Below are 22,015 nucleotides of genomic sequence, written 5' to 3'. Positions count from 1 at the left end.
GGGGCGCACGCCCTTCGCGTGCGCCCCGGGATCGTTCCGTTGCTAGTGTGCTCCCTCTCCGCGGAGCAACTCCACCACTTCGTCGTACTTCGGAGAGTTCATGAAGTTGTCGACCGACATGTGCACGGCACTCGGGGTCTTCTCCTTCGCGCGCTCCGTCAGCTCGCGCTGGGTGATGACGAGGTCGACGTCGTCGGCGAGGTTCGCGATCGCCTTGTTGGTGACGGTGATCTCGTCGATGCCGGCCTTCTTGATCTTGTTGCGGAGCACCGAGGCGCCCATCGCACTCGAACCCATACCGGCGTCGCAGGCGAAGACGATGTTGCGGATCGGGCCGCGCTCGAGCGTCGTGACGACGCCCTCGTCGACGACGTCCGCACCGGCTGCGGCGCTTCCGGCGGAGAGGTTGCCGAGCACGCTCGACTTCTTGCCCTTGGCGGCTTCGGTCGCGGCGACGGCGGCCGAGAGGTCACCGGCGTTCTCGTTCTCGAGGTCGCGCTTCCGGCTGGCCCGCAGGATGATCGCGGAGATCCCGAACGAGACGGCTGCTGCGACGATGACCGACAGGATCACGCCGAAGTAGCTGTCGGGTGCGGTCTGGATGAGCACGGCGATGATGCTGCCGGGCGAGGCCGGGGCGCGGAGACCCGTGTTGAACGCGACGTTCGTCGCCACACCGGCCATGCCGCCACCGATCGCGGCCAGGACCAGCATCGGCTTCATGAGCACGTACGGGAAGTAGATCTCGTGGATGCCACCGAAGAACTGGATGATGACCGCGCCGGGGGCCGACGCCTTCGCGAGACCGATTCCGAAGAAGCAGAACGCGAGCAGGATGCCGAGGCCCGGGCCGGGGTTCGCCTCGAGGAGGAACAGGATCGACTTGCCGGTCTCCTCGGACTGCTGGACACCGAGCGGGGTCAGCACACCGTGGTTGATGGCGTTGTTGAGGAAGAGGATCTTGCCGGGCTCGATGAAGATGCTCGCGATCGGCAGGAGCGAGTTGGCGACGAGCCAGTCGACGATGCCCTCGAGGAAGCTGCTGAGCGCGGTGACGATCGGTGCGATACCGAAGAAGCCGCCGATGGCGAGGATGGCTCCGAGGATACCCGCGGAGAAGTTGTTGACCAGCATCTCGAAGCCGGCCTTGATCTTGCCGTCCCAGATCCGGTCCACCTGCTTCATGAGCCATGCGGCGAGCGGGCCCATGATCATCGCACCGATGAACATCGGGATCGCGCTGCCGACGATGACACCCATGGTCGCGATGGACGCGACGACGCCGCCACGCTCACCGTAGATCATGCGGCCACCGGTGTTCGCGATGAGCAGCGGGAGCAGGTACGTGATCATCGGGCCGACGAGGCCGACGTACTGCGGGAAGGTCGTGCCGTCGTCGGCCTGCGCGAGCGCCGTCGCGGCACCCTGCCAACCGATGAGGTCGGCGTTGCCGAAGCCGCCGAGGATCCCGTTCGGGAACCAGCCGGTCGCGATGAAGAAGGCGGTGATGAGGCCCCAGGCGATGAAGGCCGCGATGTTCGGCATGACCATGCCGGAGAGGAAGGTGCCGAATCGCTGAACGCCGACTCGTGCACCTCCCGGCTTCTTGGGAGTAGACGTCGTTGTCATGATGATGTTGCCTCTTTCATTTCGGGAGTCGTTGCAGCGGTGGCCGCTGCCCTGGCTTCGGCCGCACCGTCGGCGGCCAGTGCTGCTGCCGCGATGCGCCGGGCATCGTCGAGCGTGTACTGCTGGAGGGAGTGACGGACGTCGGCGAGCGCCGACGGTGACATGGACAGGGTGGTGGCGCCGAGTCCGACGAGGACGACGGCGAGGAGCGGGTCGGCGGCTGCTTCGCCGCAGATGCCGACCGGCTTGCCGTGGTGCTGGCCGGCTTCGCCGACGAGCTGCACGAGGCGGAGGACCGCCGGGTGCCACGGGTCCTGGAACGCGCCGACGGAACCGAGCAGGCGGTCCGCGGCGAGCGTGTACTGCGTGAGGTCGTTGGTGCCGATCGACGCGAATCCGGCGTGGGCGAGGACGCGGTCGGCGAGGAGGGCGCTCGACGGCACCTCCACCATGACGCCGGGCGTCTTCAGACCGTACTCGGCGGCGATCGCCATGAAGTACTTCGTCTCCTCGACGGTCGACACCATCGGGGCCATGACCCACAGGTCGGCGTTCGTCGCCGCGTCGGCTTGGGCGAGCGCCGTGAGCTGCTCGCGCAGGATGTCCTCGCTCGCCCGCAACGCACGGAGGCCGCGGAGTCCGAGCGCCGGGTTGTCCTCGTGCGCGTCGTTCAGGAACGCCAACGGCTTGTCGGCACCGGCGTCGAGGACGCGCACGACGACCTTCTGGCCGGGGAAGGCGTTCAGGAGCTTCTCGTAGTGCGCCCGCTGCTGCTCGACCGTCGGTGCGAGCGCCTGGTCGAGGAAGAGGAACTCGGTGCGGAAGAGGCCGACGCCCTCGGCGCCGAGCTCCGCGGCGGCGTCGGCGTGCTCGGCCGAGCCCAGGTTCGCGAGCAGCGGCACGGGGGTGCCGTCGGCCAGTGCACCGGGGACGGCCGGTGCGTTCACGAGCGCGAGTCGGTCGGCGATGCGCTGCTCCGTGGCGGCGACGAGCTCGGGGGTCGGATCGACCGTGACCTCACCGGTTGCCGCGTCGACGACGAGCGTCGTGCCGTCGGTCAGTTCGGCTGCTCCGACGACGCCGACGATCGCGACGATCGACTTCTCGCGGGCGAGGATCGCCGTGTGCGAAGTCGGGCCGCCGTCGCTCGTGACGAGGCCCAGGACCAGGTCGAGGTCGAGGAGAGCGGTGTCGGCCGGCGCGAGGTCGCGGGCGACGAGGATGAACGGGTGGCCGGGCGAGGGGACGCCGGGGGCCGGCACGCCCATGAGGTCGGCGATGACCCGCTGCGACACGTCGTCGAGGTCGGCGGCGCGCTCCCCGAGGTAGCCGCCCATCGCAGCGAGCTGGTCGCGGAACGAGGCGAAGGCCGCGTAGACGGCCCACTCGGCGGTCTTGCCGTCCGCGAGCCGCGTGGCGATCTCCTCGGCGAGGGTCGGGTCCTCCGCCATCATCGCCTGGGCCTCGAGGACGTCACGAGCGGCACCACCGGCGGCGGCGCCTCGGGCCTCGAGCTCACGGGCGACCGCGGCGAGGGAGGTGTTCGCGCGCTCGGTCTCGGTCGCGAGGTCGAGGGTGCTGGCGACGTCGGCGGGGGCGGGGAGCGGGTCGGCCATACGGGCCACCGGGCCGACGGCGACGCCCTGGCCGATGCCGATGCCCTGGAACGCGGTCATCGGACTACTGCTCGTCATGGTCGGTCACCAGGAGCTCGGAGAGCGTGTCGAGGGTGCCCTCGGTTGCGGCGCCCTCGCCGTCGACGGACAGGGTCACGTAGTCGCCGTGCTCGACGGCGAGCGCGATCACGCCGAGGATGCTCGCCGCGTTGACGGGCTTGCCGCTGCCCTTCGCGATCGTCACCGGGACCCCGGCGTCCTTCGCAGCCTGCGTGAACAGCTTCGCGGGCCTGGCATGCAGGCCGTGCGACGAGCCGATGCGGACGGTTCGAGTTGCCATGGGGTTACCTCCTGGTTGGTGATTGGATCGAGAGGACGAGTTCGAGGGCTCGCGCGCCACCCTCGACGCCGAAGACGTCGCCGGGCAGGACGGCGACCGCGGTGCCGGTGGGCTCGGCCGCTGCACGCAACGCGGCCTCGTGGTCGGCGAGGTGGGCGCCGACGAGCAGGACGTCGACACCGTCGAGGGCGATCGTGCCGCCGAGGACCTGTGATTCGGCACCGGCCGCGACGGAGACGTCGATCGATCGGTCGGCTGCTGCGCGACGCAGGCGTTGGGCCATGAACGTGCTCGACGCACCCGCGCCGCAAATCACCAGGATCTTCATCGAACCTTCTCCAGAACCGCCGATTGCCTACCAATCCATCATTCCGTCGCGCTCCTCGCGGCTCCACCAGAAGCTCTTCCGCCGGGGCGGAAAGGTCGTCGAACGCGCGGAAGCAGCCGGGAAGGTGGTTGACTCGGTGGAGCGGTTCGCCCGGACCGCGCGACGGCCGACCGACGGAGAGGGCATCGTGGCACGCGAGAAACACGACCGCATGCTCGGCTACCTCGCGGGACGGGACGGTTGGACGACGGCCACGGAGGTCGCGGAGGTGCTCGGCGTCACGCCGCGCAGCGTCCGCAGCTACGTCACGGCGGTCAACACCCGCACGGCACCGCACGACGTCGTCGAGTCCGGGCCGAACGGGTATCGGCTGAACGCCGACGGCTATGCGGTCTACCGGCGACGAGCCGCATCGGCGTTCGAATCGGAGACCCCGCGGGATCGGCTGTACGGGCTCGTCCGGCTGCTCATCAGCGCCCCCTCGGGAATCGACGTGCACGAGACGGCACAGCGGCTCCACGTCAGCGAGTCGACCGTCGAGGGCGACCTGGGCCGGGTCCGCGCCATGCTCGCCGACACCGCCCTCACGCTCGACCGTTCCGGATCGACGGTGACGATGGCGGGCGGCGAGACCGAGCGGAGACGTCTCCTCAGCCGGATGTTCCGCGACGAGACCGATCGCGGCATCGTCGAACTCGAGGCGCTCCAACGCGCGTTCGCGCCGAACGAGTTCAGCCCGTTCAAGGGCGAGCTGCTCGAGGCGTTGACCGCGCGCGGGTACTACGTCAACGAGTACGGCATCGCGAACGTCCTGCTGCACATCGCGATCGCCATCGACCGGGTCACGAAGGACCGTCCGGCGGAGCCCGCAGACCATGCTCCGCGCACCCCGGAGGTCGAGGCGGTCGCTGAGGATCTGGCGCGGCTCGTCGACGCCCACTTCCACGTCGCGCTCGGCGAGGGCGACCTCGTCTACCTCAGCTACCTGCTCGTGACGCGGGTGGTCACGCCGGGCAGCGGGGCTCCCGCCGAGGTCCTCGTCGACGACTACGTCAACCAGGACGACCTCGCCGCCGTCCGTCAGGCCGTCGACCGTGCCGGCCGCGAGTACCTCGTCGACCTCTCCGACGAGGACTTCATCGTCCGGCTCACCCTCCACGTCCAGAACCTCATCCGTCGCGCACAGGACCAGTCCTACTCGCGCAATCCGCTGACCCGCTCGATCAAGACCTCGTACCCGATGATCTACGAGCTCGCGGTCTTCATCGCCAGCCAACTGCAGCGGCACGGCTCGATCATCATCAACGACGACGAGATTGCCTACATCGCGATGCACGTCGGCGCCCAGCTCGAGCAGAAGGCCCGCAAGGAGGCCCTGCTCGGCTCCACGATCGTCTCCGCCGGCTACTACGACATGCACGAGGTGCTGCGCCGACGCGTCGAATCGCAGCTGGGCGACGTCCTCGACGTCCGATCCGTCATCACCCGCACCGATGTCGACTGGGCCGCCATCGACACCGACCTCGTGCTCACGACGATCGAGCCACCGGCCCCTGCCGACGGCATCGTCGTCATCCAACCGTTCCTCACCGCGGCCGACGTGGAGCGAGTCCGCACCGCGGTCAGCCGCGTCCGTCGTTCGTCCCGCTTGTCGGAGATCACCGACGAACTGCTGCAGTACTTCCACCCGGACCTCTTCCTCCGGAACGCGCATGCCGAGGACGAGGAGGGCATGATCCGCCTGCTCGGCGAGCGTATGATCGCCCGGGGGATCATCGACGAGAGCTACCTCACCGCGGCGATCGAGCGGGAGCGCATGTCGTCGACGGCGTTCACCGACACCCTGGCCGTGCCGCACGCCATGGCCATGACCGCGCACTCGACGGCCATCGCGATCGCCGTGAACGAGACGCCGATGGAGTGGGGCGGAGCGCGCGTGAGCGTCGTCGCACTCGTGGCGTTCAGCGAATCGGGTCGTGCCGCGTTCCAGACGGTGTTCGACCAGTTCGTCGAGGTGTTCTCGGAGCGCTCGAGCGTCGCCCGGATCATCCGCCGTTCCGAGGACTTCGCCGGCTTCATCGACGAGCTCGTGCACGTCATCGACGGCTGAGCACCCGTCGCGCGGTCCCGGTCACCGAGCGGTCCCGGTCACCGAGCTTGTCGAGGTGCTCAGACGTGCTCGGTGACCACCACGGCGGTCGTGCCCGGCTCGAGTGCCTCGAAGACGTGCGGCACGTCCCCGGCGTGGGCGAGGTAGTCCCCCGGGCCGAGTTCGACCTCCTCGCCGACGGGTCCGACGGACGCGCGACCGGTGCTGAGGATCCAGTGCTCGACGACGCCCGGCATGTGCGGCTCCGAACGCCTCGGCTCCCCCGGTTCGACGACGATGCGGTAGATGTCGCGTCGGGCGTTCGGCGGGCACGCGGACAGCACCGTCGCGACGTAATCCGCCCCGGACGCGGCGAGGGTCGGCCCCTCACCGGCACGGATCACCTGGACCGGTCGCCGCACCGGCTCGACCAGGCGGGCGAACGGGACGTCGAGGGTGACGCTGAGTGCCCAGAGGGTCTCGAGACTCGGGTTCCCGAGCCCCGCCTCCAGCTGCGAGAGGGTCGACTTCGCGATCCCGGCTCGACGGGCCACCTCCGCGAGTGACAGGCCGGTGCGCTGCCGCTCGCGGGTCAGCGCCGCCGCGACCGCAGCGTGCGGTGCTCCGTCGTCGGATGGTTCGAGCTGCGTCATGCGTTCGCTCCAGAGTGTTACGCGTTCGATTTGACGAACGCTTGATCGACGTTCAATATAGTGTACGTGCGTTCGATATGGAGTCACCTCGGCCGGCCGGCCACGCGGGCCATCGCGCTGGTCTGCATCGCCGACGGGCTGGTCGGCATCTCCTACGGAGCCGTCGCCGTGCACTCGGGCATCCAGCCCTGGGTCGTGCTAGCGCTCGCCCTGCTCGTCCTCGCCGGCGCATCGGAGATCCTGTTCGTCGGGATCGTCGCGGCCGGCGGGAGTCCGCTCACCGCCGCCCTGGCAGGGTTGCTCGTGAACGCCCGTCACCTGCCGTTCGGCCTCGCGATCCACGAGGTCGTCGGTACGGGCTGGCGTCGCGTGCTCGGGACGCACCTCCTCAACGACGAGTCCGTCGTCTTCGCCCTCGACCAGGACACCCTGGAGCGGAAGCGCGCCGCGTTCTGGGCGTGTGGCCTCGGCATCCTCCTCTGCTGGCCGGCGGGTGCAGCACTCGGAGCGTTCGCCGGCACCGTGCTCGAGGACACGGACGCCTTCGGACTCGACGTGATGTTCCCCGCCGTCCTACTCGCCCTCATCTTCCCCGCCCTCCGCGAGCGCCGGACGCGCCGAGCCGCACTCGTCGGCGCGGTCGTCGCCGTCGCCGCGACGCCGTTCCTCCCTGCGGGGATCCCCGTCCTGTTGTCGCTCGTCGGTCTCCTCTTCGGCTTCGGCCGGAAGCAACCGAAGCCGGAGGCCACCGCATGAACCAGTCGATGCTCGTGCTGGTCGGGATCGTGATCCTCGCGGTGGGCACCTACACGTTCCGCCTGGCCGGGCCACTCCTGCGGACCCGCACCGAGGTCTCGGAACGGGTCGAGACACTGCTCGCGGACGCCGCCATCGTCCTGCTCATGGCGGTGCTCACGACCACGGCGCTGACCCAGGACCAGCAGTTCGCGGGATTCGCGCGACTCTCGGGCGTCCTGATCGCCGGCGTCCTCGCCTGGAGGAACGCGCCGTTCGTCGTCATCGTCCTCGCGGCAGCCCTCACCACGGCGCTCCTCCGCCTGGCGGGCGTCGCCTGAGCCGTCAGATGCCCTGCCAGGCGGGCTTGTTGGCGTACGCGTAGCGGTAGTAGTCGGCGTGCTGCAGCTCGGACGCCGCCGCTTCGTCGAGGACCACCGTGGCACGCGGGTGCAGCTGCACGGCCGAACCGGGGAGGTTCGCGGAGAGCGGTCCCTCGAGCGCGGCGGCGATCGCAGCGGCCTTCCCCGCACCGAAGGCGAGGAGGACGAGGTGTCTCGCGCGGAGGATAGTGCCGAGTCCCTGGGTGATGCAGTGCATGGGTACGTCGTCGATCGAGTCGAAGAACCGTGCGTTGTCTCGGCGGGTCTGCTCCGTCAGGGTCTTCACACGGGTGAGCGAGGCGAACGACGAGCCCGGCTCGTTGAACCCGATGTGGCCGTCGGTGCCGATGCCGAGGATCTGCAGGTCGACGCCCCCGGCGGCCTGGATCGCCGCTTCGTAGTCGGCGCCGGCGTGCTGGATGGTCTCGGCCGCACCGTTCGGCACCTGGATGCGCTCGGGCGCGAGGCCGAGCGGCTCGACGACCTCACGGGTGATGACGGAACGGTACGACTCGGGGTGCCCGGCCGGCAGGCCGACGTACTCGTCGAGGGCGAACCCGCGCACCTGCGAGAGGTCGAGGCCCTGCGAGCGTGCGGCGAGCGCCTCATAGACGGGGAGCGGTGTCGAACCCGTCGCCAGTCCGAGGACGGCGTCTGGACGCTCCTCGATCAGGGAGACGATCGCCTCCGCGACGAGGGCGCCTGCGGCACCGCTGTCCCCCACGATCACGACTTCAGCCATGCGACGATTCTCCTCTTCCCACGAGCGCTGCGCCGATGGCCGCGACGGGGGATCCCGTCGGCACGAGGCGCACGCGCTGTTCCAGTTGCAATGATGCGACGAATCGAGACCCGGCGGCGGATTCGGCCAGAGCCTCGCGGATGACGGCGAGCAGTCGCTCGCCGAGAGCGGTGAGTCCTCCTCCGAGGACGATGTCGTCGGCGTCGACGGTGAGGGTCAGGATGCGGACGGCCGCGGCCGCTCCGTGACCGAGGCGTGCGCGGAGCGCGATGGCCCGCGGGTCACCGGCGTCGGCATGGTCGAAGAGGTCGAGCACCGGCAGCGCCACGTCGGCTCCCCAGGCGGCGGAGACCGCACCACCGGCGGCCATGGTCTCGACGCACCCGCGCTGTCCGCACCCGCAGCGGTCACCGAGCGGATCGACCGACAGATGCCCGACCTCGCCGGCGACCCCGCTCGAGCCCTGCCAGAGCCGGCCGTCCGTGACGATGCCGGCGGCGACGCCCGTGCCCAGATTGAGGTAGGCCATCGTGCCGGAACCGTCGAGCAGCTGCCAGGCGCCGAGGGCCGCCGCCTTCACATCGTTCTCCACGGCGACGGGGACCCCGAGGCGCTGGGCGAGGATCGCACCGAGCTCGAGTTCCTCCACGTCGAGGTTGACGGCGTGGGTCACGCGGCCGGTGCCCGGGACGATGAGGCCGGGGATACCGACGCCGACCGACGTGAACGCGTCGATCGGACGCGCGACGGCATCGGCGAGCCGGCTGACGGCCTCGACGGCGGTTTCGACGACCGCTTCCGGACCGCGTCCGGTGACCAGCCTGAGCCGGTGCAGGAGCGCGCCGTCATCCGTCACGACGACGGCATCGGTCTTCGTGCCGCCGATGTCGAGTCCCACCCTCACGCGGTTCGTCTCCGGAGGGCGTCGTGGCGCGTCTGCATGCTGTGGTTCCTTCGATCCGTGGTGCGACCCGCTCGCACCACCGGTTTGTTCGCCAAGCTTACAAATAAACGGGGCTCGCGTCCATGCCGACGACGACCGCACACGACGATCGGGCCGCGCACGCCTGCGAGTGGCGGGCTCCACCGGGTAGCCTGGAGGCCGACCCGCAGCGCGCGGGCGGGCCCGCCACGGGCACCGAACACGGGGGAATCACACCACCATGAAGAAGAACGCAGCAGCATTCCTCGGCGCGATCGCCGTCTCGGGCCTGCTCCTCACCGGCTGTGCCGGCGGCGCCCAGAGCAAAGAGGATGCGTGCAAGCTCATCCAGTCCGAGGTGACGGAGTCGGCTTCGCAGCTGCAGTCGGGCCTGAGCTCGCTGTCCTCCGACCCTGAGGCGGCCGTCACCCAGCTCGACGACTTCTCCGGAACGTTCAAGGCGGCGGCCGACAAGGTCACCAACGACGAGGTGAAGACCGCGGCGAACGACTCGGTGAAGGCGCTCAACGACTTCATCGACGTCGCGAAGACGGCTGTCGACGACCCGCAGAACGTCGACCAGACCGGGCTCACCGATTCACTCACGAAGCTCCAGGACGAGTTCACGACGCTCGGCAACACCTGCAGCCTCTAGCTCGACACGACTGACGACGGGCCCCGGATCGGCTGATCCGGGGCCCGTCGCCGTCTCCGGGCCGACGGCTACTTCACGGATCCCTCGGTGAGCCCGCCACGCCAGAAGCGTTGCAGCACGATCATCGCGATCGCCAACGGGATGATCGACAACAGCGCGCCGCCGGTCGTCAGCTCGTAGAACTCCGGCAGGCGGTCGACCTGGCTCCGCCAGTTGTTGAGGCCCAGGGTGATCGGGTACAGCGTGCTGTCGGACAGCATGACGAGCGGCAGGAAGTAGTTGTTCCAGATGCCGACCAGCTGGAAGAGGAAGACGGTCACGAGCGCGGGCGAGAGGATCTTCAGCCCCACGGTGTGGAAGATCCGCAGCTCGCTCGCGCCGTCGATCCGTGCCGCCTCGATGAGCGAGTCGTCGATCGTCGCGTCGGCGTAGATCCGGCAGAGGAACAACCCGAACGGCGAGACGAGCGACGGCAGGAGCACCGACCAGTACGTGTTCGCGAGCCCCATCTGGCTGAAGAGCAGGAACAGCGGGAGCGCGGTGGCCGTTCCCGGCACGAGGACCCCGCCGAGGATGGTGCCGAAGACGAGGTTGCGCCCGCGGAACCGGTACTTGGCGAGCGCGTACCCCCCTGCGGCGGCGAGGTACGTCGCGATGAGGGCTCCCACGCCCGCGTACAGCACCGAGTTGCCGAACCAGCGGACGAAGATGCCGCCGTCGTAGGTGAGCACCTCGTGGAGGTTCGACCACAATGAGAACTCGGAGCCGAGGAGGAAGCCGTTGCTGCCGAACAGATCCTCGGTGCTCTTGGTCGCAGCGATCACCACCCAGTACACCGGCACCAGGAAGTAGATCGCGACGACGACGAGGATGCCCGTCACGAGCACCCGCATCGCCCTGGACCCACCGGGTCGACCCTGCTGGTCGCTCAGCCGCCGGGCACGCTTCGACGAGGTCGCGGTCGTGATGCTCCGGGTCTCGCTCATGATGCCCTCCTCGACGTCAGACGCAGGAAGATGAACGACAGCGCGAACGCGACAACGGCGATGAGCACCGCCTGCGCTGCGGCGACGTTGTAGTCGTTGTAGGCGAACGCGGTCGTGTAGGCGCTGAGGTTCGGCGTGTACTCGTTGTCGATCGCGGGCGACACGGTCTGCAGCACCTGGGGCTCGGCGAAGAGCTGGAGCGTGCCGATGATGGAGAACACGGTCGTGAGGATGAGCGCCGGCCGGATGAGCGGGAGCTGGATGCTCATCGCGACGCGGAACGGCCCGGCGCCGTCGACCTTCGCGGCTTCGTACACCTCGCCGGGGATGGCCTTCAACTGGGCGACGATGATCATCATGTTGTAGCCGGTGTAGGTCCACGTCACGATGTTGGCGATGGACCAGAGCACGGTGCCTGCGCCGAGGAAGTCGAGCTCGATCCCCATCGCCCCGGCGATGTCGATGATCGGGCTGAGTCCCGGGACGTAGAGGAACGACCAGAGGATCGTCGCGATCACGCCGGGGATGCCGTAGGGCAGGAAGTACACGGCCCGGAAGAAGCCCGGCCATTTCGCGGAGGCGGACTCGAGGAGGAGCGCCAGCAGGGTGCACAGGGCGATCATGACCGTGACCTGCACGACGCCGAAGAGGAGCATCCGGCCGATCGAGGCGATGAAGTTGCCGTTCTCCAGGGCCTGGGCGTAGTTGGAGAACCACGCGAACTCGGTCGTGACACCTTCCTCGCCGAAGACGCCCTTCCGTGAGACCCGGAGGAAGCTGCTGCCGATCGCGACGATGATCGGCAGGATGAAGGTGAGGACGAAGAGCGCCAGGAACGGTCCGAGGAGCACCCACGGAGCCGCGACCGAGGTCCGGCGTCGTCGTTGCGCTCCCGACCGCGACGGGTCGTCCGCCACACCGCGCGCCGGGCGTTCCGTGACGGCGCTCACGACGCCGCCTCGATCCGGAGGCCCTTGTTTCGGAAGGCGGTGATGACGTCGCGCTGTCCCTGGACCACGGCGTCCACGAGGGTGCCGCCCGAGGCCTTGGCCCGGAACCCGTCGGCGAGGATGTTGAAGGTCTGCTGGGTCAGTGGCCACCACTGCCACTCGTTGTTCTGTTCCTTGGCCGCCGGCACGAAGACCTCCTCGTTGTAGTTCTGGCCACCGAAGAACTCGCTCGGTTGCTGTCGGCGCGCGCCGATGTAGGCGTCGTTCGGCGACCACCCGATGCCGGAGTGCTCGATCATGGCGTCGATGCCGGCGTCGCTCGTGGTCATCCACACGGCGAACTCGAGCGCCTCCCTCGGGTGGGCGCTGTTCGCGAGGACGGCAGCCGTGGACCCGCCCTGGAAGGTCGAGCCGTACCCCTCGCTCCCCCACCGGGGCAACGGCGCGACCCGCCACTTGCCCTCGGCCCCCGAGACGCCCTGCAGGAGGGCGTCTCCCCAGCTGGCTCCGGCGAGCGACGCGATCGAGTCCTTCGCCGCAGCGGCGAACCAGGCCGGTGAGAACTGGCTGTAGGAGGTGGTCATGACGCCCTCGTCGATGGCCCGGTCGAAGAATCTGGCCGTCTCCAGGGTCGCGTCGTCCGTCATGTCCACGATCCACCGGTCGCCGTCGACACGGAACCAGGACGCGCCGGCCTGGGTCGCCATGGCCGCGAACCACGAGGCGTCGTCGAGGGCGAAGCAATCCAGATACATGTCGGCCTCGCGCACAGCCCCCGCCACCTGGAACCACTCGTCCCAGGTGGCCGGGGGCTTCGCGCCCACCCGGTCGAGCAGGTCCGGGCGGTAATAGAGCGCCATCGGACCGGAGTCCTGTGGGATCCCGTAGACCCCGTCGACGTAGGAGACCTGGTTCCAGAGGGTCTCGTTGTACCGCGACGCGACCTCGTCCGCGCCGTAGCGCCGGAGGTCGACCAACCCGTTCACGAGCAGGAACTCGGGGAGCGTCCGCATCTCGACCTGCGCGAGGTCCGGACCACCACCCGCGGCGAGCGCCGAGTAGAGCTTCTGATACCCGCCGTCGTTGCCTCCGGGGATCCACACGGCCTCGACCTGCACGTTCGGGTGGTCGGCGTTCCAGACGTCCGCGACCTTCTGGAGGTCCTTCAACCAGGCCCAGTACGTGAGCGTGATCCGTTCGCCGGCGGCTGCCGGGGCGATCGTCGGACCGGTGTTCGGCGACACCGTCCCCGGGGTGGAACAGCCCGCCAGGAGCGCGGTCGCACCACCCGCTGCAGCCCAGGCGAGCAACTGTCTTCTCGTCATCGGTGACATCGATGGTCCTCACTTCGTCGTCGAGGTGGTCCATCGACGCTAACACGACCGTCCGGACCGACGTCGAGACCCGAACGGCGGACGGGGCCCGGGAGCGTGTGCTCCCGGACCCCGTCCGTGTGGTGCTGGTGTCGGTCAGGCCGACGTCATCAGGCCAGGCGTGCCTTGAGGTTCGCCGAGATGGTCTCGAGGAACTCCTCGGTCGTCTGGTAGGCCTGGTCGGGGCCGACGAGGAGCGCGAGGTCCTTCGTCATGGCGCCGGACTCGACCGTCTTGATGACGACGTCCTCGAGGGTCGCCGCGAACTCGATGAGCTCCTGGTTGCCATCGAGCACGCCTCGGTGCTGCAGGCCACGGGTCCACGCGAAGATCGAGGCGATCGGGTTCGTCGACGTGGGCTTGCCCTGCTGGTGCTGGCGGTAGTGGCGCGTAACGGTGCCGTGTGCGGCCTCCGCCTCCACGATCTTGCCGTCGGGCGTGGCCAGCACGCTCGTCATGAGACCGAGCGAGCCGAAGCCCTGCGCCACGGTGTCGGACTGCACGTCGCCGTCGTAGTTCTTGCAGGCCCAGACGTAACCGCCCTCCCACTTCATGGCCGAGGCGACCATGTCATCGATGAGTCGGTGCTCGTAGGTGATGCCGGCAGCCTCGAACTGCTCCTTGAACTCCGCGTCGAAGATCTCCTGGAAGATGTCCTTGAACCGGCCGTCGTAGGCCTTGAGGATGGTGTTCTTCGTGGAGAGGTACACCGGGTAGTTGCGGTTCAGGCCGTAGTTGAGGCTCGCACGCGCGAAGTCGCGGATCGACGCGTCGAGGTTGTACTGCACCTGCGCGATGCCGTCGCCGGGCGACTGGAAGACCTCGAACTTCTGCGGCTCCGAGCCGTCGTCGGGCGTGAACTCGACCGTGAGCTTGCCCTCGCCCTTGAACAGGAAGTCGGTCGCGCGGTACTGGTCGCCGAACGCGTGGCGGCCGATGATGATCGGCTTGTTCCACCCGGGCACGAGACGCGGGATGTTCGAGATGATGATGGGCTCGCGGAAGATGACGCCGCCGAGGATGTTGCGGATGGTGCCGTTCGGGCTCCGCCACATCTTCTTGAGACCGAACTCCTCGACACGGGCCTCGTCGGGGGTGATGGTCGCGCACTTGACGCCGACGCCGTGCTTCTGGATGGCGTGTGCGGCGTCGATCGTGATCTGGTCGTCCGTCTCGTCACGCTTCTCGATGCCGAGGTCGTAGTACTCGAGGTTCACATCGAGGTAGGGGTGGATGAGCGAGTCCTTGATGAACTGCCAGATGATGCGAGTCATCTCATCGCCGTCGAGTTCGACGACGGTGCCTTCGACCTTGATCTTCGACACTGGTTGTCCTTTCTGATGCCGCCCTGAGCCGAGCGGCCTACGGAGGTGCGCACGCGGTGGAGTGCTCCGCATGGCATGGAGGAGACCGCATCCGAAAGGTGGACGGCACGGCCACGCCCTAGCTTACAAGACCCGCCAGGTCTCTTGACATCGAGACAGTTGCGGATGGCCTGGTTCCGTCCCCGACCCCAGCTGGGTCGGCCGTGGAAGTCGGCGGTCACCGCGTGTCGCCCGGGGGCCGGACTATCCGCGGTCGGCTCGACCGGTTAGCCTAAGGACATGGCTGAGCTGCGTCTGGAAGAACTGTCCGCATCGACGATCGTGGCGGTCAACGCGCTCACCATGAAACCCGGGCAGGAGCAGTTCATCGCCCCGGTGTCCTACGCGGTCGCCGCCGCGGTCGTGAACCCCGCCACCTCCTGGCAGCGCGTCATCCTCGACGGCGACGAGGTCGTCGGCTTCATCTCCGCCAACTTCGACCACGAGTCGACGCAGGAGGAGTTCCGCTCCGCCCTGTGGCGCATCAACGTCGACGCCGACGACCAGGGCCGGGGCGTCGGCCGGTTCGCGGTGGCCTCGCTCATCGAGGAGGCCAAGCAGCGTGACTTCGACCACGTCAACGTCATCTACGAGCCCGGTGATCTCGGTCCCGAGGCGTTCTTCCTCCGCGTCGGGTTCACCCCCGTCGGCGAGACCCAGTACGGCGAGACCATCGGCAGCATCATTCTCTGAGGCCGTGAGCGGGTCGTCACCGACGGACTCGGCTGAGGCGTTCGCCGAGGCCGTACTGGCCGTCGTCGCCGACATCCCCGAGGGTTGCGCCTTGAGCTACGGCCAGGTCGCGTCGATCATCGGGTCGAAGTCGGCTCGTGGCGTCGGTCGCGTGATGGCGCAGTACGGGCATGCCGTGCCCTGGTGGCGAGTCGTCCGGTCGGGCGGTCTCCCTCCGACGGGGCACGAGGATCGCGCGCTCGAGCACTACGAGGCCGAAGGCACACCGATCGTCCCGATGAGCGGCGGGCGATACCGCCTGGGCCGCGAGGCGCTGCTGTACTGACCGGATTCGCGCCCGATCAGCCGGGAAGGTGGATCGAGACGACCGTCCCGGCACCGACCGGGCTCTCGACGCGCATCGTCCCGCCCACGGCGTCGACCCGGTCCGCGAGGCCGCGCAACCCACTCCCCCGCGCAGGATCGGCACCGCCGACCCCGTCGTCCGCAACGACGACCCGGAGCCCGCCGTCGGGGTCGTCGGAGACGACCACCTCGCAGCTGGACGCCCCGGAGTACTTCGTGACGTTGGCCAGGCACTCCGAGACGACGTAGTAGACGGTCGCCTCGATGAGTTGCCCGGGCCGCTCGCGCAGCTCGACGGTGACCCTGGTGACGACGGTGCACCGGCGCCCGAGTTCGGCGATCGCCGGCACCAGTCCCCCCTCGGCCAGGAGCGCCGGATGCAGTCCTCGGGCGAGCTCGCGGAGCTCCTTGATGGCGCTCGCGAGCTGATCGATGGTGGTCTCGAGGCCGTCGGCCAGGGCGAGTTGGCCGTCGGCGCGTGCCGCGTCGCTCGCCATCCGGAGTCGCAGGGCGACGGAGAACAGCTGCTGCTGCGAGCCGTCGTGCAGGTCTCGCTCCGCCCGCCGTCGCGCTTCGTCGGCCGCCTGCACGATGCGCAACCGCGATCGGCTCACCTCCCGCAACGAGTGGCGGAGTTCAGCGGTGAGTCGTTCGTTGTCGATCATGATGCGCAGCGACGCCGACACCGACCGGAGCAACTGCGGGTTGTCGAGCAGTGCCGCGTCGTGCTCGATGTACACGAGCGGCGCGTCCGCATCGCCGACGCTCGACATCGCCCGACCGCGTGGGTCCCGGTCGGTGGTCCGCTGGGATCCCGGCCAGACGAGCCGGGCGGTGCGGTCGCCGAGGACGGTCTTCACCGCACCGTCCCAGCGGTCGTGGCCGGTCTCGCTCAGCTGTCCGGTCTGCACCAGGTCGACGGCCCTGGCGCGGATCGTCCGCATCCGGATGAGACCCGTCGCGTACGCCGCGGGAACGAGCACCACCGAGAACGCGTTGAGGTCCTCGACGAAAAGCCGGAGGTGCTCCGGCCATCCCCCGAGGCGGACGAGGGACCACGCCACCCCGATGACGAGCCACAACACGAACGCGACCGGCATGATGAAGGCCACCTGTCTGGCCGCTCCGCTGCTCCGCGCCCATCGCAGCAGCACGACACCCGCGACGACGACCGCGAAGGCCCCCATGACACCCGCATGGACCCGACCGAGCACGTCGGCCACGTCTCCGGCGGCGAGGACGGCGTACCGACTCCGCTCGTGGCTCGCGTCGAGCACGTGGTTCGGCGTCACCAGGAGCGTCACGATCGCATAGGTGACGAGGTAGACCGATGCGGTGATGACGAGCCGCTGATCGAAGCCGCGCCGCAGCCGCCCGGCGGGGAAGGCCAGCGCGAGCCACACCAGCGCGACCCCCGGGAGCACGGAGATCGACATGAGGAGCGGCCAGAGCCAGCCCGCGTCGACGCCGTACGCCCACATGTAGGCCGTCTCGGCCAGTGCGTACCCGACGATCACCCACCCCGGAGTGGCCGTCGGAGCCAGCCACCAGATCAGCCCCGCCGCCACCAGCGCCGCGAGGTGGCCCACCAACCAGGGCAGACCGTTGCCGTCGGCGACGCCCGGCTGGACGACGCCGAACACGACCGACAGGACGCACACGAGCGCGGCGGCGAGCAGGATGCCGAGTCGCAGCGGCCACGGGAGTCGACCGCGGCCGGCCGGTGCCGGGATCGGCAGCGATGTCGCCCGTCCGTGTGGGCGACCGTCAGCCATCCGTGTGTTCCAGCCATCGCACGACCGCGAGGACGCGGCGGTGGTCCGCCGGAGAGTCCTCGAGTCCGAGCTTGGCCAGGATGCGGCTGATGTGTGCTTCGACGGTCTTCAGACTGACGACCAGCGCTTTCGCGATGCCGGAGTTCGACCGCCCCTCGGCCATGAGGGTGAGGACTTCACGTTCCCGCTCCGTGAGGTGGTCGAGACCGTCCGACCGGGTCCGCTCCGCGACGAGGAGGGAGACGACCTCGGGATCCACGACGGACTCACCCGCCGCCACGCGCTCCACGGCGTCGACGAGCGTCCCGGAGTCGGCGACGCGATCCTTCAGCAGGTAACCGGTGCCACCACCGGAGCCGAGCGCGCGGACCGCGTAGGACGGCACGGCGTAGGTGCTCAGCAGGAGCACCCCGGCGGCGAAGCCCGACGCCCGCAACTGCTCGAGGGCGACGATGCCCTCGTCGGTGTGGGTGGGCGGCATCCGGATGTCGAGCACGACGGCGTCGAGCTGCAGCCCCGCGTCGATGCGATCGACCAGGTCGACCGCCGAGCCGAACGAGCCGACCACGTCGTGACCACCCGCCTTGAGGATCTGCGCGACACCCTCACGGAGGAGCACCGCGTCGTCCGCGACGGCGACACGCAGCGAACGCGGTTCCAGACTGGTCATCCGCTCATTGTGGCAGGTCGACGAGACGAGGTGTAGTGCCCACGGGGTCACTCCGTCACCGGAGGACCCCGTGGACACGCCTGCGCGGTCCGGGTCAGCCGACCGAAGACCGCCAGGCGGCGTGCATCGCGGCGAACCGACCCGTCCCGCCGATGAGCTCCGCGGGCGCGCCGTCCTCGATCACCCGGCCGTGCTCCATCACGAGCACGCGGTCGGCGATCGCGACGGTCGACAACCGGTGCGCGATGATGATCGCGGTACGGTCCGCGAGCAGGGTCTGCAGCGCCTCCTGGACGAGTCGCTCGCTCGGGATGTCGAGCGAAGCGGTCGCTTCATCGAGGATCAGCACGGCCGGATCCGCGAGGAACGCCCGTGCGAACGACAGGAGCTGCCGCTGGCCGGCCGAGACCCGACCACCGCGCTTGTTCACGTCGGTGTCGTAGCCGTTCGGCAGCGCCTCGATGAAGGTGTGCGCGCCGACGGCCTTCGCTGCGGCGGTGATCTCCTCGATCGTCGCGTCGGGCTTGCCCAAGGCGATGTTGTCGGCGACCGAGCCGGAGAACAGGTACGCCTCCTGCGTCACCATGACGATCGCCCGACGGAGGTCCTTCGGGTGCAGGTCGCGCAGGTCGATGCCGTCGAGGCGCACCGCACCGTCGGTCGGGTCGTAGAACCGACTGATGAGCTTCGCGAGCGTCGATTTGCCCGCACCGGTCGTGCCGACGAGCGCGATGGTCTGCCCTGCGGGGATCTCGAGGTCGAACTTCGGGAGCACCACCCGGTCGGCGGCGTACGCGAACGTCACGTCGTCGAAGGTGATCCGTCCCTGCGATGTCCACAGGTCGACCGGCGCGACCGGGTCGGGCACCCCGGGACGCTCCTCGAGCACGCCGGAGATCTTCTCGAGTGCCGCCGCGGCCGACTGGTAGGAGTTGTAGAACATCGCCATCTCCTCCATCGGGTCGAAGAACCGGCGCGTGTAGAGGAGCGCCGCGAGCAGCGCTCCGATCGCCAGCTGTCCGTCCGCGACGCGGAACCCGCCGACGAGGAGCACCACGGCGACGGAGACGTTGCCGATGAACACCAGTCCGGGATCGAACACCCCGAACAGCTGGATGACCCGGGCGTTGGTGTCGCGGTACTGCTCCACGAGCTCGCCGAACGCGCGCTCGTTCCGCCGCTCCTTCCGGAACGCCTTCACGGCGCGGATGCCGGTCATCGCCTCCACGAAGAACACGATGAGCTTCGCCGACCGGACCCGCGACTCGCGGAACATCCGCTGCGAGCGGAGCTGGAACCAGCGCGTGAGCACGAACAGCGGGATGAGCGACCCGAGCAGCACCAGCCCGCTGACCCAGTCCACGAGGACGAGGGCCACGGCCGTGAACCCCATGTACAGCACGCCGGACACGAGCTGGTTGATGCCGGAGTCGAGCAGCTCGCGGATGGAGTCGAGGTCGCTCGTCTGCCGGGAGATGATGCGACCCGAGGTGTAGCTCTCATGGAAGTCGAGGCTGAGCCGCTGTGTCTGCAGGAACACGCGCTTCCGCAGGTCGATCAGGATCGCCTGGCTGATCCGAGCGGCGAGCACGGTGTACCAGGAGATCAGCGTCGCACCGGCGGCGCCGGTCAGCAGGTACGCGCCGACCACGAGGAAGGCCGGCATCCAGTCGGCGCGTTCCAGGACGGCCGGGAGGGCCCGGTCGATGCCGATGGCGATCAGCGCGGGCCCGGCGACCTGGGCGGCGGTCGACACCACGACGATGGTCATGGCGGCGATCACGCGCAGGCGCAGGGGCGCGAGCAGCGATCCGAGCAGGCGCAGCGAACGGCGCCGGATGTGCGCGGACTCGTCACGGGTGAGGTCGTCGCGCTCCTCACCCTCCACTCCGTGGACGGTCGTCGGCGGGGTCACAGGTTCACCTCCTGGCGGTAGGACTCTCGTTCGTCGTCTTCCAGACTCGAGATCACGTAGCGGTAATGGGCGTTGTGCTGCAACAGTTCACTGTGGCGACCCACGGCGGTGATGCGACCGTCCTCCAGGAGGGCGACGCGGTCCGCCAGGGTGACGGTGCTCGGCCGGTGGGCGACGATCAGGGCCGTGGTGGAGGCGAGCACTCGGCGGAGTGCCGCCTCGACGAGCGCCTCGGTGTCGACGTCGAGCGCCGACAACGGATCGTCCAGCACGAGCACCTCCGGCCGCGCGGCCACCGCACGCGCGAGTGCGAGCCGCTGACGCTGCCCACCGGACAGGCTGAGCCCCTCTTCACCGACCAACGTCTCCACACCGTTCGGCAGTTCGTCGACGAACCCGGCCTGGGCGATGTCGAGCGCCTCGTGCAGGATCCGATCGGCCTCCGCGGAGTCGAGGTCGATGTCGTCCCGCCCGAGGAGGACGTTCTCCTTGACGCTCGCGGAGAAGAGGGTCGCATCCTCGAACGCCATCGCGATGTGCCGGCGCAGGTCCTCCCGGGTGAGCGCGCGGATGTCGACCCCGTCGAGCAGGATCCGCCCGCCCGTGACGTCGTACAGGCGGGTGGTCAGTGCCGTGATGGTCGACTTCCCGGAGCCCGTCAGACCGACGAGTGCCATGGTCTCCCCCGGCTCGAGCCGGAGGTCGACGCCGTTCACCACGTCCGCGTAGCGGTCGGGTGCGTCCTGGTAGCGGAAGTGCACGTCCTCGAACACGAGCTCACCACGCGGTTCACGGATGCGCTCGGGGTGTTCGGGGTCGGTGATCGTGTTGACCGAGTCGATGACCTCGAAATACCGGTCGGTCGCCGTACGGGTGTCGAAGGTCATCGCGAGCAGGAAGCCGATCGACTCGATCGGGAACCGCAGGATCGTGGCCGTCGCGAAGAAGGCGAACAGCTGACCGACGGTGAGTTCGCCGATCGACGCGAGCCAGACCCCCGCCAACAGGCAGAGCGCGAAGGCGACGTCGGGCAACAGGACCAGCCAGAACCAGATCCCCGCGATGGCCTTCGCCTTCTCGATCTCGGTGCCCCGCAGGTCCTCGGCGCGCGACGCGAAGCTCCGCAGGGCGTGCTTGCCTCGACCGAACGCCTTGAGCACCCGGATGCCGTGGACGGACTCCTCGACGGCGGTCGCCAGGTCACCGGCCTGGTCCTGGCTACGCCGGGCGATCACCGAGTACCGCCCCTCGAAGGTGAACCCGAACACCCACACGGGGATGGCGAGCGCGATGAAGATGAGTCCGAGCAGCCAGTTCCAGGTGAACAGGATGACCGCACCGATGACGATCGTGACACCGTTGACGATCAGGAGCACGAAGCCGAACGAGATCCACCGGCGGATGAGTCCGAGGTCGCTGACGGCGCGCGAGAGCAGCTGCCCGCTCTGCCAGCGGTCGTGGAAGGTCACGGGGAGGTCCTGCAGCTTGGCGAACAGCGCATTGCGCATCCGCGCCTCGACGTGCGTCCCAGGAGTCAGGACGAACCAGCGGCGCAGCGCGATCATGACCGCCTCGAGGACACCGAGCGCGAGGACCACGAGCACCGCCGGCCAGATCTGCGAGGAGTCGCCGGTCGAGAGCGGGCCGTCGACGAGGGCCTGCAGCACGAGCGGGATCGCGAGCGCCACCAGGCCGGCGACGAGCGCGGCGACCATGCCGAGCACGATCCGCGGCATGGCCGTCTTCGCGAACGGGTAGATCCGCATCAGGGCACGGAAGGTGCTCTGACGCGGTTGGACAGGACGGCGTTCATCGCCGAGCGGAGTCATTGCGGGGATTCCTTGCGAGAGTG

The 22,015-nt window shown here is 69.0% G+C and carries 21 protein-coding genes; 6 read left to right on the top strand and 15 right to left on the bottom strand.

The genetic code is table 11. The annotated features are described in order from the left end of the window. Positions 1–42 precede the first annotated feature (42 nt). The 4 genes from IFU30_RS06845 to IFU30_RS06830 are packed head-to-tail and all read right to left on the bottom strand — an operon-like array spanning position 43 to position 3,913. The gene (locus IFU30_RS06845) at positions 43–1,629 is read right to left on the bottom strand and encodes a PTS mannitol transporter subunit IICB (RefSeq protein ID WP_079705307.1); all 1,587 of its coding nucleotides are present in this window, start codon (positions 1,627–1,629) and stop codon (positions 43–45) included. Next, the gene (ptsP, locus tag IFU30_RS06840) at positions 1,626–3,305 is read right to left on the bottom strand and encodes a phosphoenolpyruvate--protein phosphotransferase (RefSeq protein ID WP_192004701.1); all 1,680 of its coding nucleotides are present in this window, start codon (positions 3,303–3,305) and stop codon (positions 1,626–1,628) included. Before ptsP ends, IFU30_RS06845 begins: the two co-directional genes overlap by 4 nt. Before the next feature lie 4 nt (positions 3,306–3,309). After that, entirely contained in the window at positions 3,310–3,585 is a 276-nt protein-coding gene (locus tag IFU30_RS06835; protein WP_079705305.1) for an HPr family phosphocarrier protein, read from the bottom strand. A gap of 4 nt (positions 3,586–3,589) precedes the next feature. Then, positions 3,590–3,913, bottom strand: a complete 324-nt coding sequence (locus IFU30_RS06830; RefSeq protein ID WP_071259442.1) for a PTS sugar transporter subunit IIB — start codon at positions 3,911–3,913, stop codon at positions 3,590–3,592. Positions 3,914–4,100: 187 nt separating this feature from the next. On the opposite strand from IFU30_RS06830, the gene IFU30_RS06825 reads away from it, so the two are divergent. Further along, positions 4,101–6,023, top strand: a complete 1,923-nt coding sequence (locus tag IFU30_RS06825) for a BglG family transcription antiterminator (RefSeq protein ID WP_342450815.1) — start codon at positions 4,101–4,103, stop codon at positions 6,021–6,023. A gap of 59 nt (positions 6,024–6,082) precedes the next feature. Here IFU30_RS06825 and IFU30_RS06820 read toward each other — a convergent pair whose 3' ends face one another. Then, complete coding sequence (locus tag IFU30_RS06820) at positions 6,083–6,655, bottom strand: helix-turn-helix domain-containing protein (protein WP_191940659.1); 573 nt, start codon at positions 6,653–6,655, stop codon at positions 6,083–6,085. Positions 6,656–6,721: 66 nt separating this feature from the next. Between IFU30_RS06820 and IFU30_RS06815 the strand changes: the two genes are divergently transcribed. Together IFU30_RS06815 and IFU30_RS06810 are read left to right on the top strand one after the other, a co-directional pair. Beyond that, positions 6,722–7,411, top strand: coding sequence for an AzlC family ABC transporter permease (locus tag IFU30_RS06815; protein ID WP_192004700.1), 690 nt, complete (start codon positions 6,722–6,724; stop codon positions 7,409–7,411). Continuing rightward, positions 7,408–7,731, top strand: coding sequence for an AzlD domain-containing protein (locus IFU30_RS06810; protein WP_192004699.1), 324 nt, complete (start codon positions 7,408–7,410; stop codon positions 7,729–7,731). Before IFU30_RS06815 ends, IFU30_RS06810 begins: the two co-directional genes overlap by 4 nt. Before the next feature lie 4 nt (positions 7,732–7,735). On the opposite strand, the gene IFU30_RS06805 is transcribed toward IFU30_RS06810, so the two are convergent. Further along, entirely contained in the window at positions 7,736–8,515 is a 780-nt protein-coding gene (locus tag IFU30_RS06805) for a glucosamine-6-phosphate deaminase (protein WP_192004698.1), read from the bottom strand. After that, complete coding sequence (locus IFU30_RS06800) at positions 8,508–9,419, bottom strand: ROK family protein (RefSeq protein ID WP_192004697.1); 912 nt, start codon at positions 9,417–9,419, stop codon at positions 8,508–8,510. Before IFU30_RS06800 ends, IFU30_RS06805 begins: the two co-directional genes overlap by 8 nt. Before the next feature lie 259 nt (positions 9,420–9,678). On the opposite strand from IFU30_RS06800, the gene IFU30_RS06795 reads away from it, so the two are divergent. Continuing rightward, a complete protein-coding gene (locus tag IFU30_RS06795; RefSeq protein ID WP_064296639.1) occupies positions 9,679–10,092 on the top strand; it encodes a hypothetical protein in 414 nt (137 codons plus the stop codon). A gap of 68 nt (positions 10,093–10,160) precedes the next feature. Here the strand turns inward: IFU30_RS06795 and IFU30_RS06790 are convergent, their stop codons facing one another. The 4 genes from IFU30_RS06790 to IFU30_RS06775 all read right to left on the bottom strand — a co-directional run bounded on the left by IFU30_RS06790 (position 10,161) and on the right by IFU30_RS06775 (position 14,726). Then, positions 10,161–10,985: a carbohydrate ABC transporter permease gene (locus IFU30_RS06790; RefSeq protein ID WP_249404724.1), complete on the bottom strand. Its 825-nt coding sequence runs from the start codon at positions 10,983–10,985 to the stop codon at positions 10,161–10,163. 89 nt (positions 10,986–11,074) lie between these two features. Then, positions 11,075–12,028 carry a carbohydrate ABC transporter permease gene (locus IFU30_RS06785; RefSeq protein ID WP_370582582.1) on the bottom strand — a complete coding sequence of 318 codons (954 nt, stop codon included), beginning with the start codon at positions 12,026–12,028 and terminating at the stop codon, positions 11,075–11,077. Further along, complete coding sequence (locus IFU30_RS06780; protein ID WP_192004695.1) at positions 12,025–13,362, bottom strand: ABC transporter substrate-binding protein; 1,338 nt, start codon at positions 13,360–13,362, stop codon at positions 12,025–12,027. The genes IFU30_RS06785 and IFU30_RS06780 overlap by 4 nt, the downstream gene beginning before the upstream one ends. A gap of 149 nt (positions 13,363–13,511) precedes the next feature. Further along, on the bottom strand, positions 13,512–14,726 hold the full coding sequence (locus IFU30_RS06775; RefSeq protein WP_079705296.1) for an NADP-dependent isocitrate dehydrogenase: 1,215 nt from the start codon (positions 14,724–14,726) through the stop codon (positions 13,512–13,514). Positions 14,727–15,005: 279 nt separating this feature from the next. Here IFU30_RS06775 and IFU30_RS06770 point away from each other — a divergent pair, with 279 nt between their 5' ends. Then, entirely contained in the window at positions 15,006–15,458 is a 453-nt protein-coding gene (locus tag IFU30_RS06770) for a GNAT family N-acetyltransferase (RefSeq protein ID WP_192004694.1), read from the top strand. Positions 15,459–15,462: 4 nt separating this feature from the next. Continuing rightward, complete coding sequence (locus tag IFU30_RS06765) at positions 15,463–15,783, top strand: MGMT family protein (protein ID WP_064296644.1); 321 nt, start codon at positions 15,463–15,465, stop codon at positions 15,781–15,783. Positions 15,784–15,799: 16 nt separating this feature from the next. On the opposite strand, the gene IFU30_RS06760 is transcribed toward IFU30_RS06765, so the two are convergent. The 4 genes from IFU30_RS06760 to IFU30_RS06745 all read right to left on the bottom strand — a co-directional run bounded on the left by IFU30_RS06760 (position 15,800) and on the right by IFU30_RS06745 (position 21,992). Continuing rightward, positions 15,800–17,578 carry a sensor histidine kinase gene (locus IFU30_RS06760; RefSeq protein ID WP_192004693.1) on the bottom strand — a complete coding sequence of 593 codons (1,779 nt, stop codon included), beginning with the start codon at positions 17,576–17,578 and terminating at the stop codon, positions 15,800–15,802. Next, positions 17,571–18,248, bottom strand: a complete 678-nt coding sequence (locus tag IFU30_RS06755) for a LuxR C-terminal-related transcriptional regulator (RefSeq protein WP_123539688.1) — start codon at positions 18,246–18,248, stop codon at positions 17,571–17,573. Before IFU30_RS06755 ends, IFU30_RS06760 begins: the two co-directional genes overlap by 8 nt. Positions 18,249–18,342: 94 nt before the next feature. Beyond that, the gene (locus IFU30_RS06750; protein WP_192004692.1) at positions 18,343–20,163 is read right to left on the bottom strand and encodes an ABC transporter ATP-binding protein; all 1,821 of its coding nucleotides are present in this window, start codon (positions 20,161–20,163) and stop codon (positions 18,343–18,345) included. Then, positions 20,160–21,992, bottom strand: coding sequence for an ABC transporter ATP-binding protein (locus IFU30_RS06745; protein ID WP_192004691.1), 1,833 nt, complete (start codon positions 21,990–21,992; stop codon positions 20,160–20,162). Before IFU30_RS06745 ends, IFU30_RS06750 begins: the two co-directional genes overlap by 4 nt. Between the last annotated feature and the right edge of the window lie 23 nt (positions 21,993–22,015).

Source organism: Plantibacter sp. CFBP 8798 (genome assembly GCF_014841195.1).
In the GTDB taxonomy this organism is placed as follows: domain Bacteria; phylum Actinomycetota; class Actinomycetes; order Actinomycetales; family Microbacteriaceae; genus Plantibacter; species Plantibacter auratus.
Note: the sequence above shows the minus strand (reverse complement) of the source record. Positions and strands in the feature narration are given on the sequence as shown.

Bases quoted from the DNA above. Each gene is read 5' to 3' on its own strand.
- IFU30_RS06845 (WP_079705307.1), bottom strand. From the start codon at position 1,629: ATGACAACGACGTCTACTCCCAAGAAGCCGGGAGGTGCACGAGTCGGC.
- ptsP (WP_192004701.1), bottom strand. From the start codon at position 3,305: ATGACCGCGTTCCAGGGCATCGGCATCGGCCAGGGCGTCGCCGTCGGC.
- IFU30_RS06835 (WP_079705305.1), bottom strand. From the start codon at position 3,585: ATGGCAACTCGAACCGTCCGCATCGGCTCGTCGCACGGCCTGCATGCC.
- IFU30_RS06830 (WP_071259442.1), bottom strand. From the start codon at position 3,913: ATGAAGATCCTGGTGATTTGCGGCGCGGGTGCGTCGAGCACGTTCATG.
- IFU30_RS06820 (WP_191940659.1), bottom strand. From the start codon at position 6,655: ATGACGCAGCTCGAACCATCCGACGACGGAGCACCGCACGCTGCGGTC.
- IFU30_RS06810 (WP_192004699.1), top strand. From the start codon at position 7,408: ATGAACCAGTCGATGCTCGTGCTGGTCGGGATCGTGATCCTCGCGGTG.
- IFU30_RS06805 (WP_192004698.1), bottom strand. From the start codon at position 8,515: ATGGCTGAAGTCGTGATCGTGGGGGACAGCGGTGCCGCAGGCGCCCTC.
- IFU30_RS06795 (WP_064296639.1), top strand. From the start codon at position 9,679: ATGAAGAAGAACGCAGCAGCATTCCTCGGCGCGATCGCCGTCTCGGGC.
- IFU30_RS06790 (WP_249404724.1), bottom strand. From the start codon at position 10,985: ATGCGGGTGCTCGTGACGGGCATCCTCGTCGTCGTCGCGATCTACTTC.
- IFU30_RS06780 (WP_192004695.1), bottom strand. From the start codon at position 13,362: ATGTCACCGATGACGAGAAGACAGTTGCTCGCCTGGGCTGCAGCGGGT.
- IFU30_RS06770 (WP_192004694.1), top strand. From the start codon at position 15,006: ATGGCTGAGCTGCGTCTGGAAGAACTGTCCGCATCGACGATCGTGGCG.
- IFU30_RS06760 (WP_192004693.1), bottom strand. From the start codon at position 17,578: ATGGCTGACGGTCGCCCACACGGACGGGCGACATCGCTGCCGATCCCG.
- IFU30_RS06755 (WP_123539688.1), bottom strand. From the start codon at position 18,248: ATGACCAGTCTGGAACCGCGTTCGCTGCGTGTCGCCGTCGCGGACGAC.
- IFU30_RS06745 (WP_192004691.1), bottom strand. From the start codon at position 21,992: ATGACTCCGCTCGGCGATGAACGCCGTCCTGTCCAACCGCGTCAGAGC.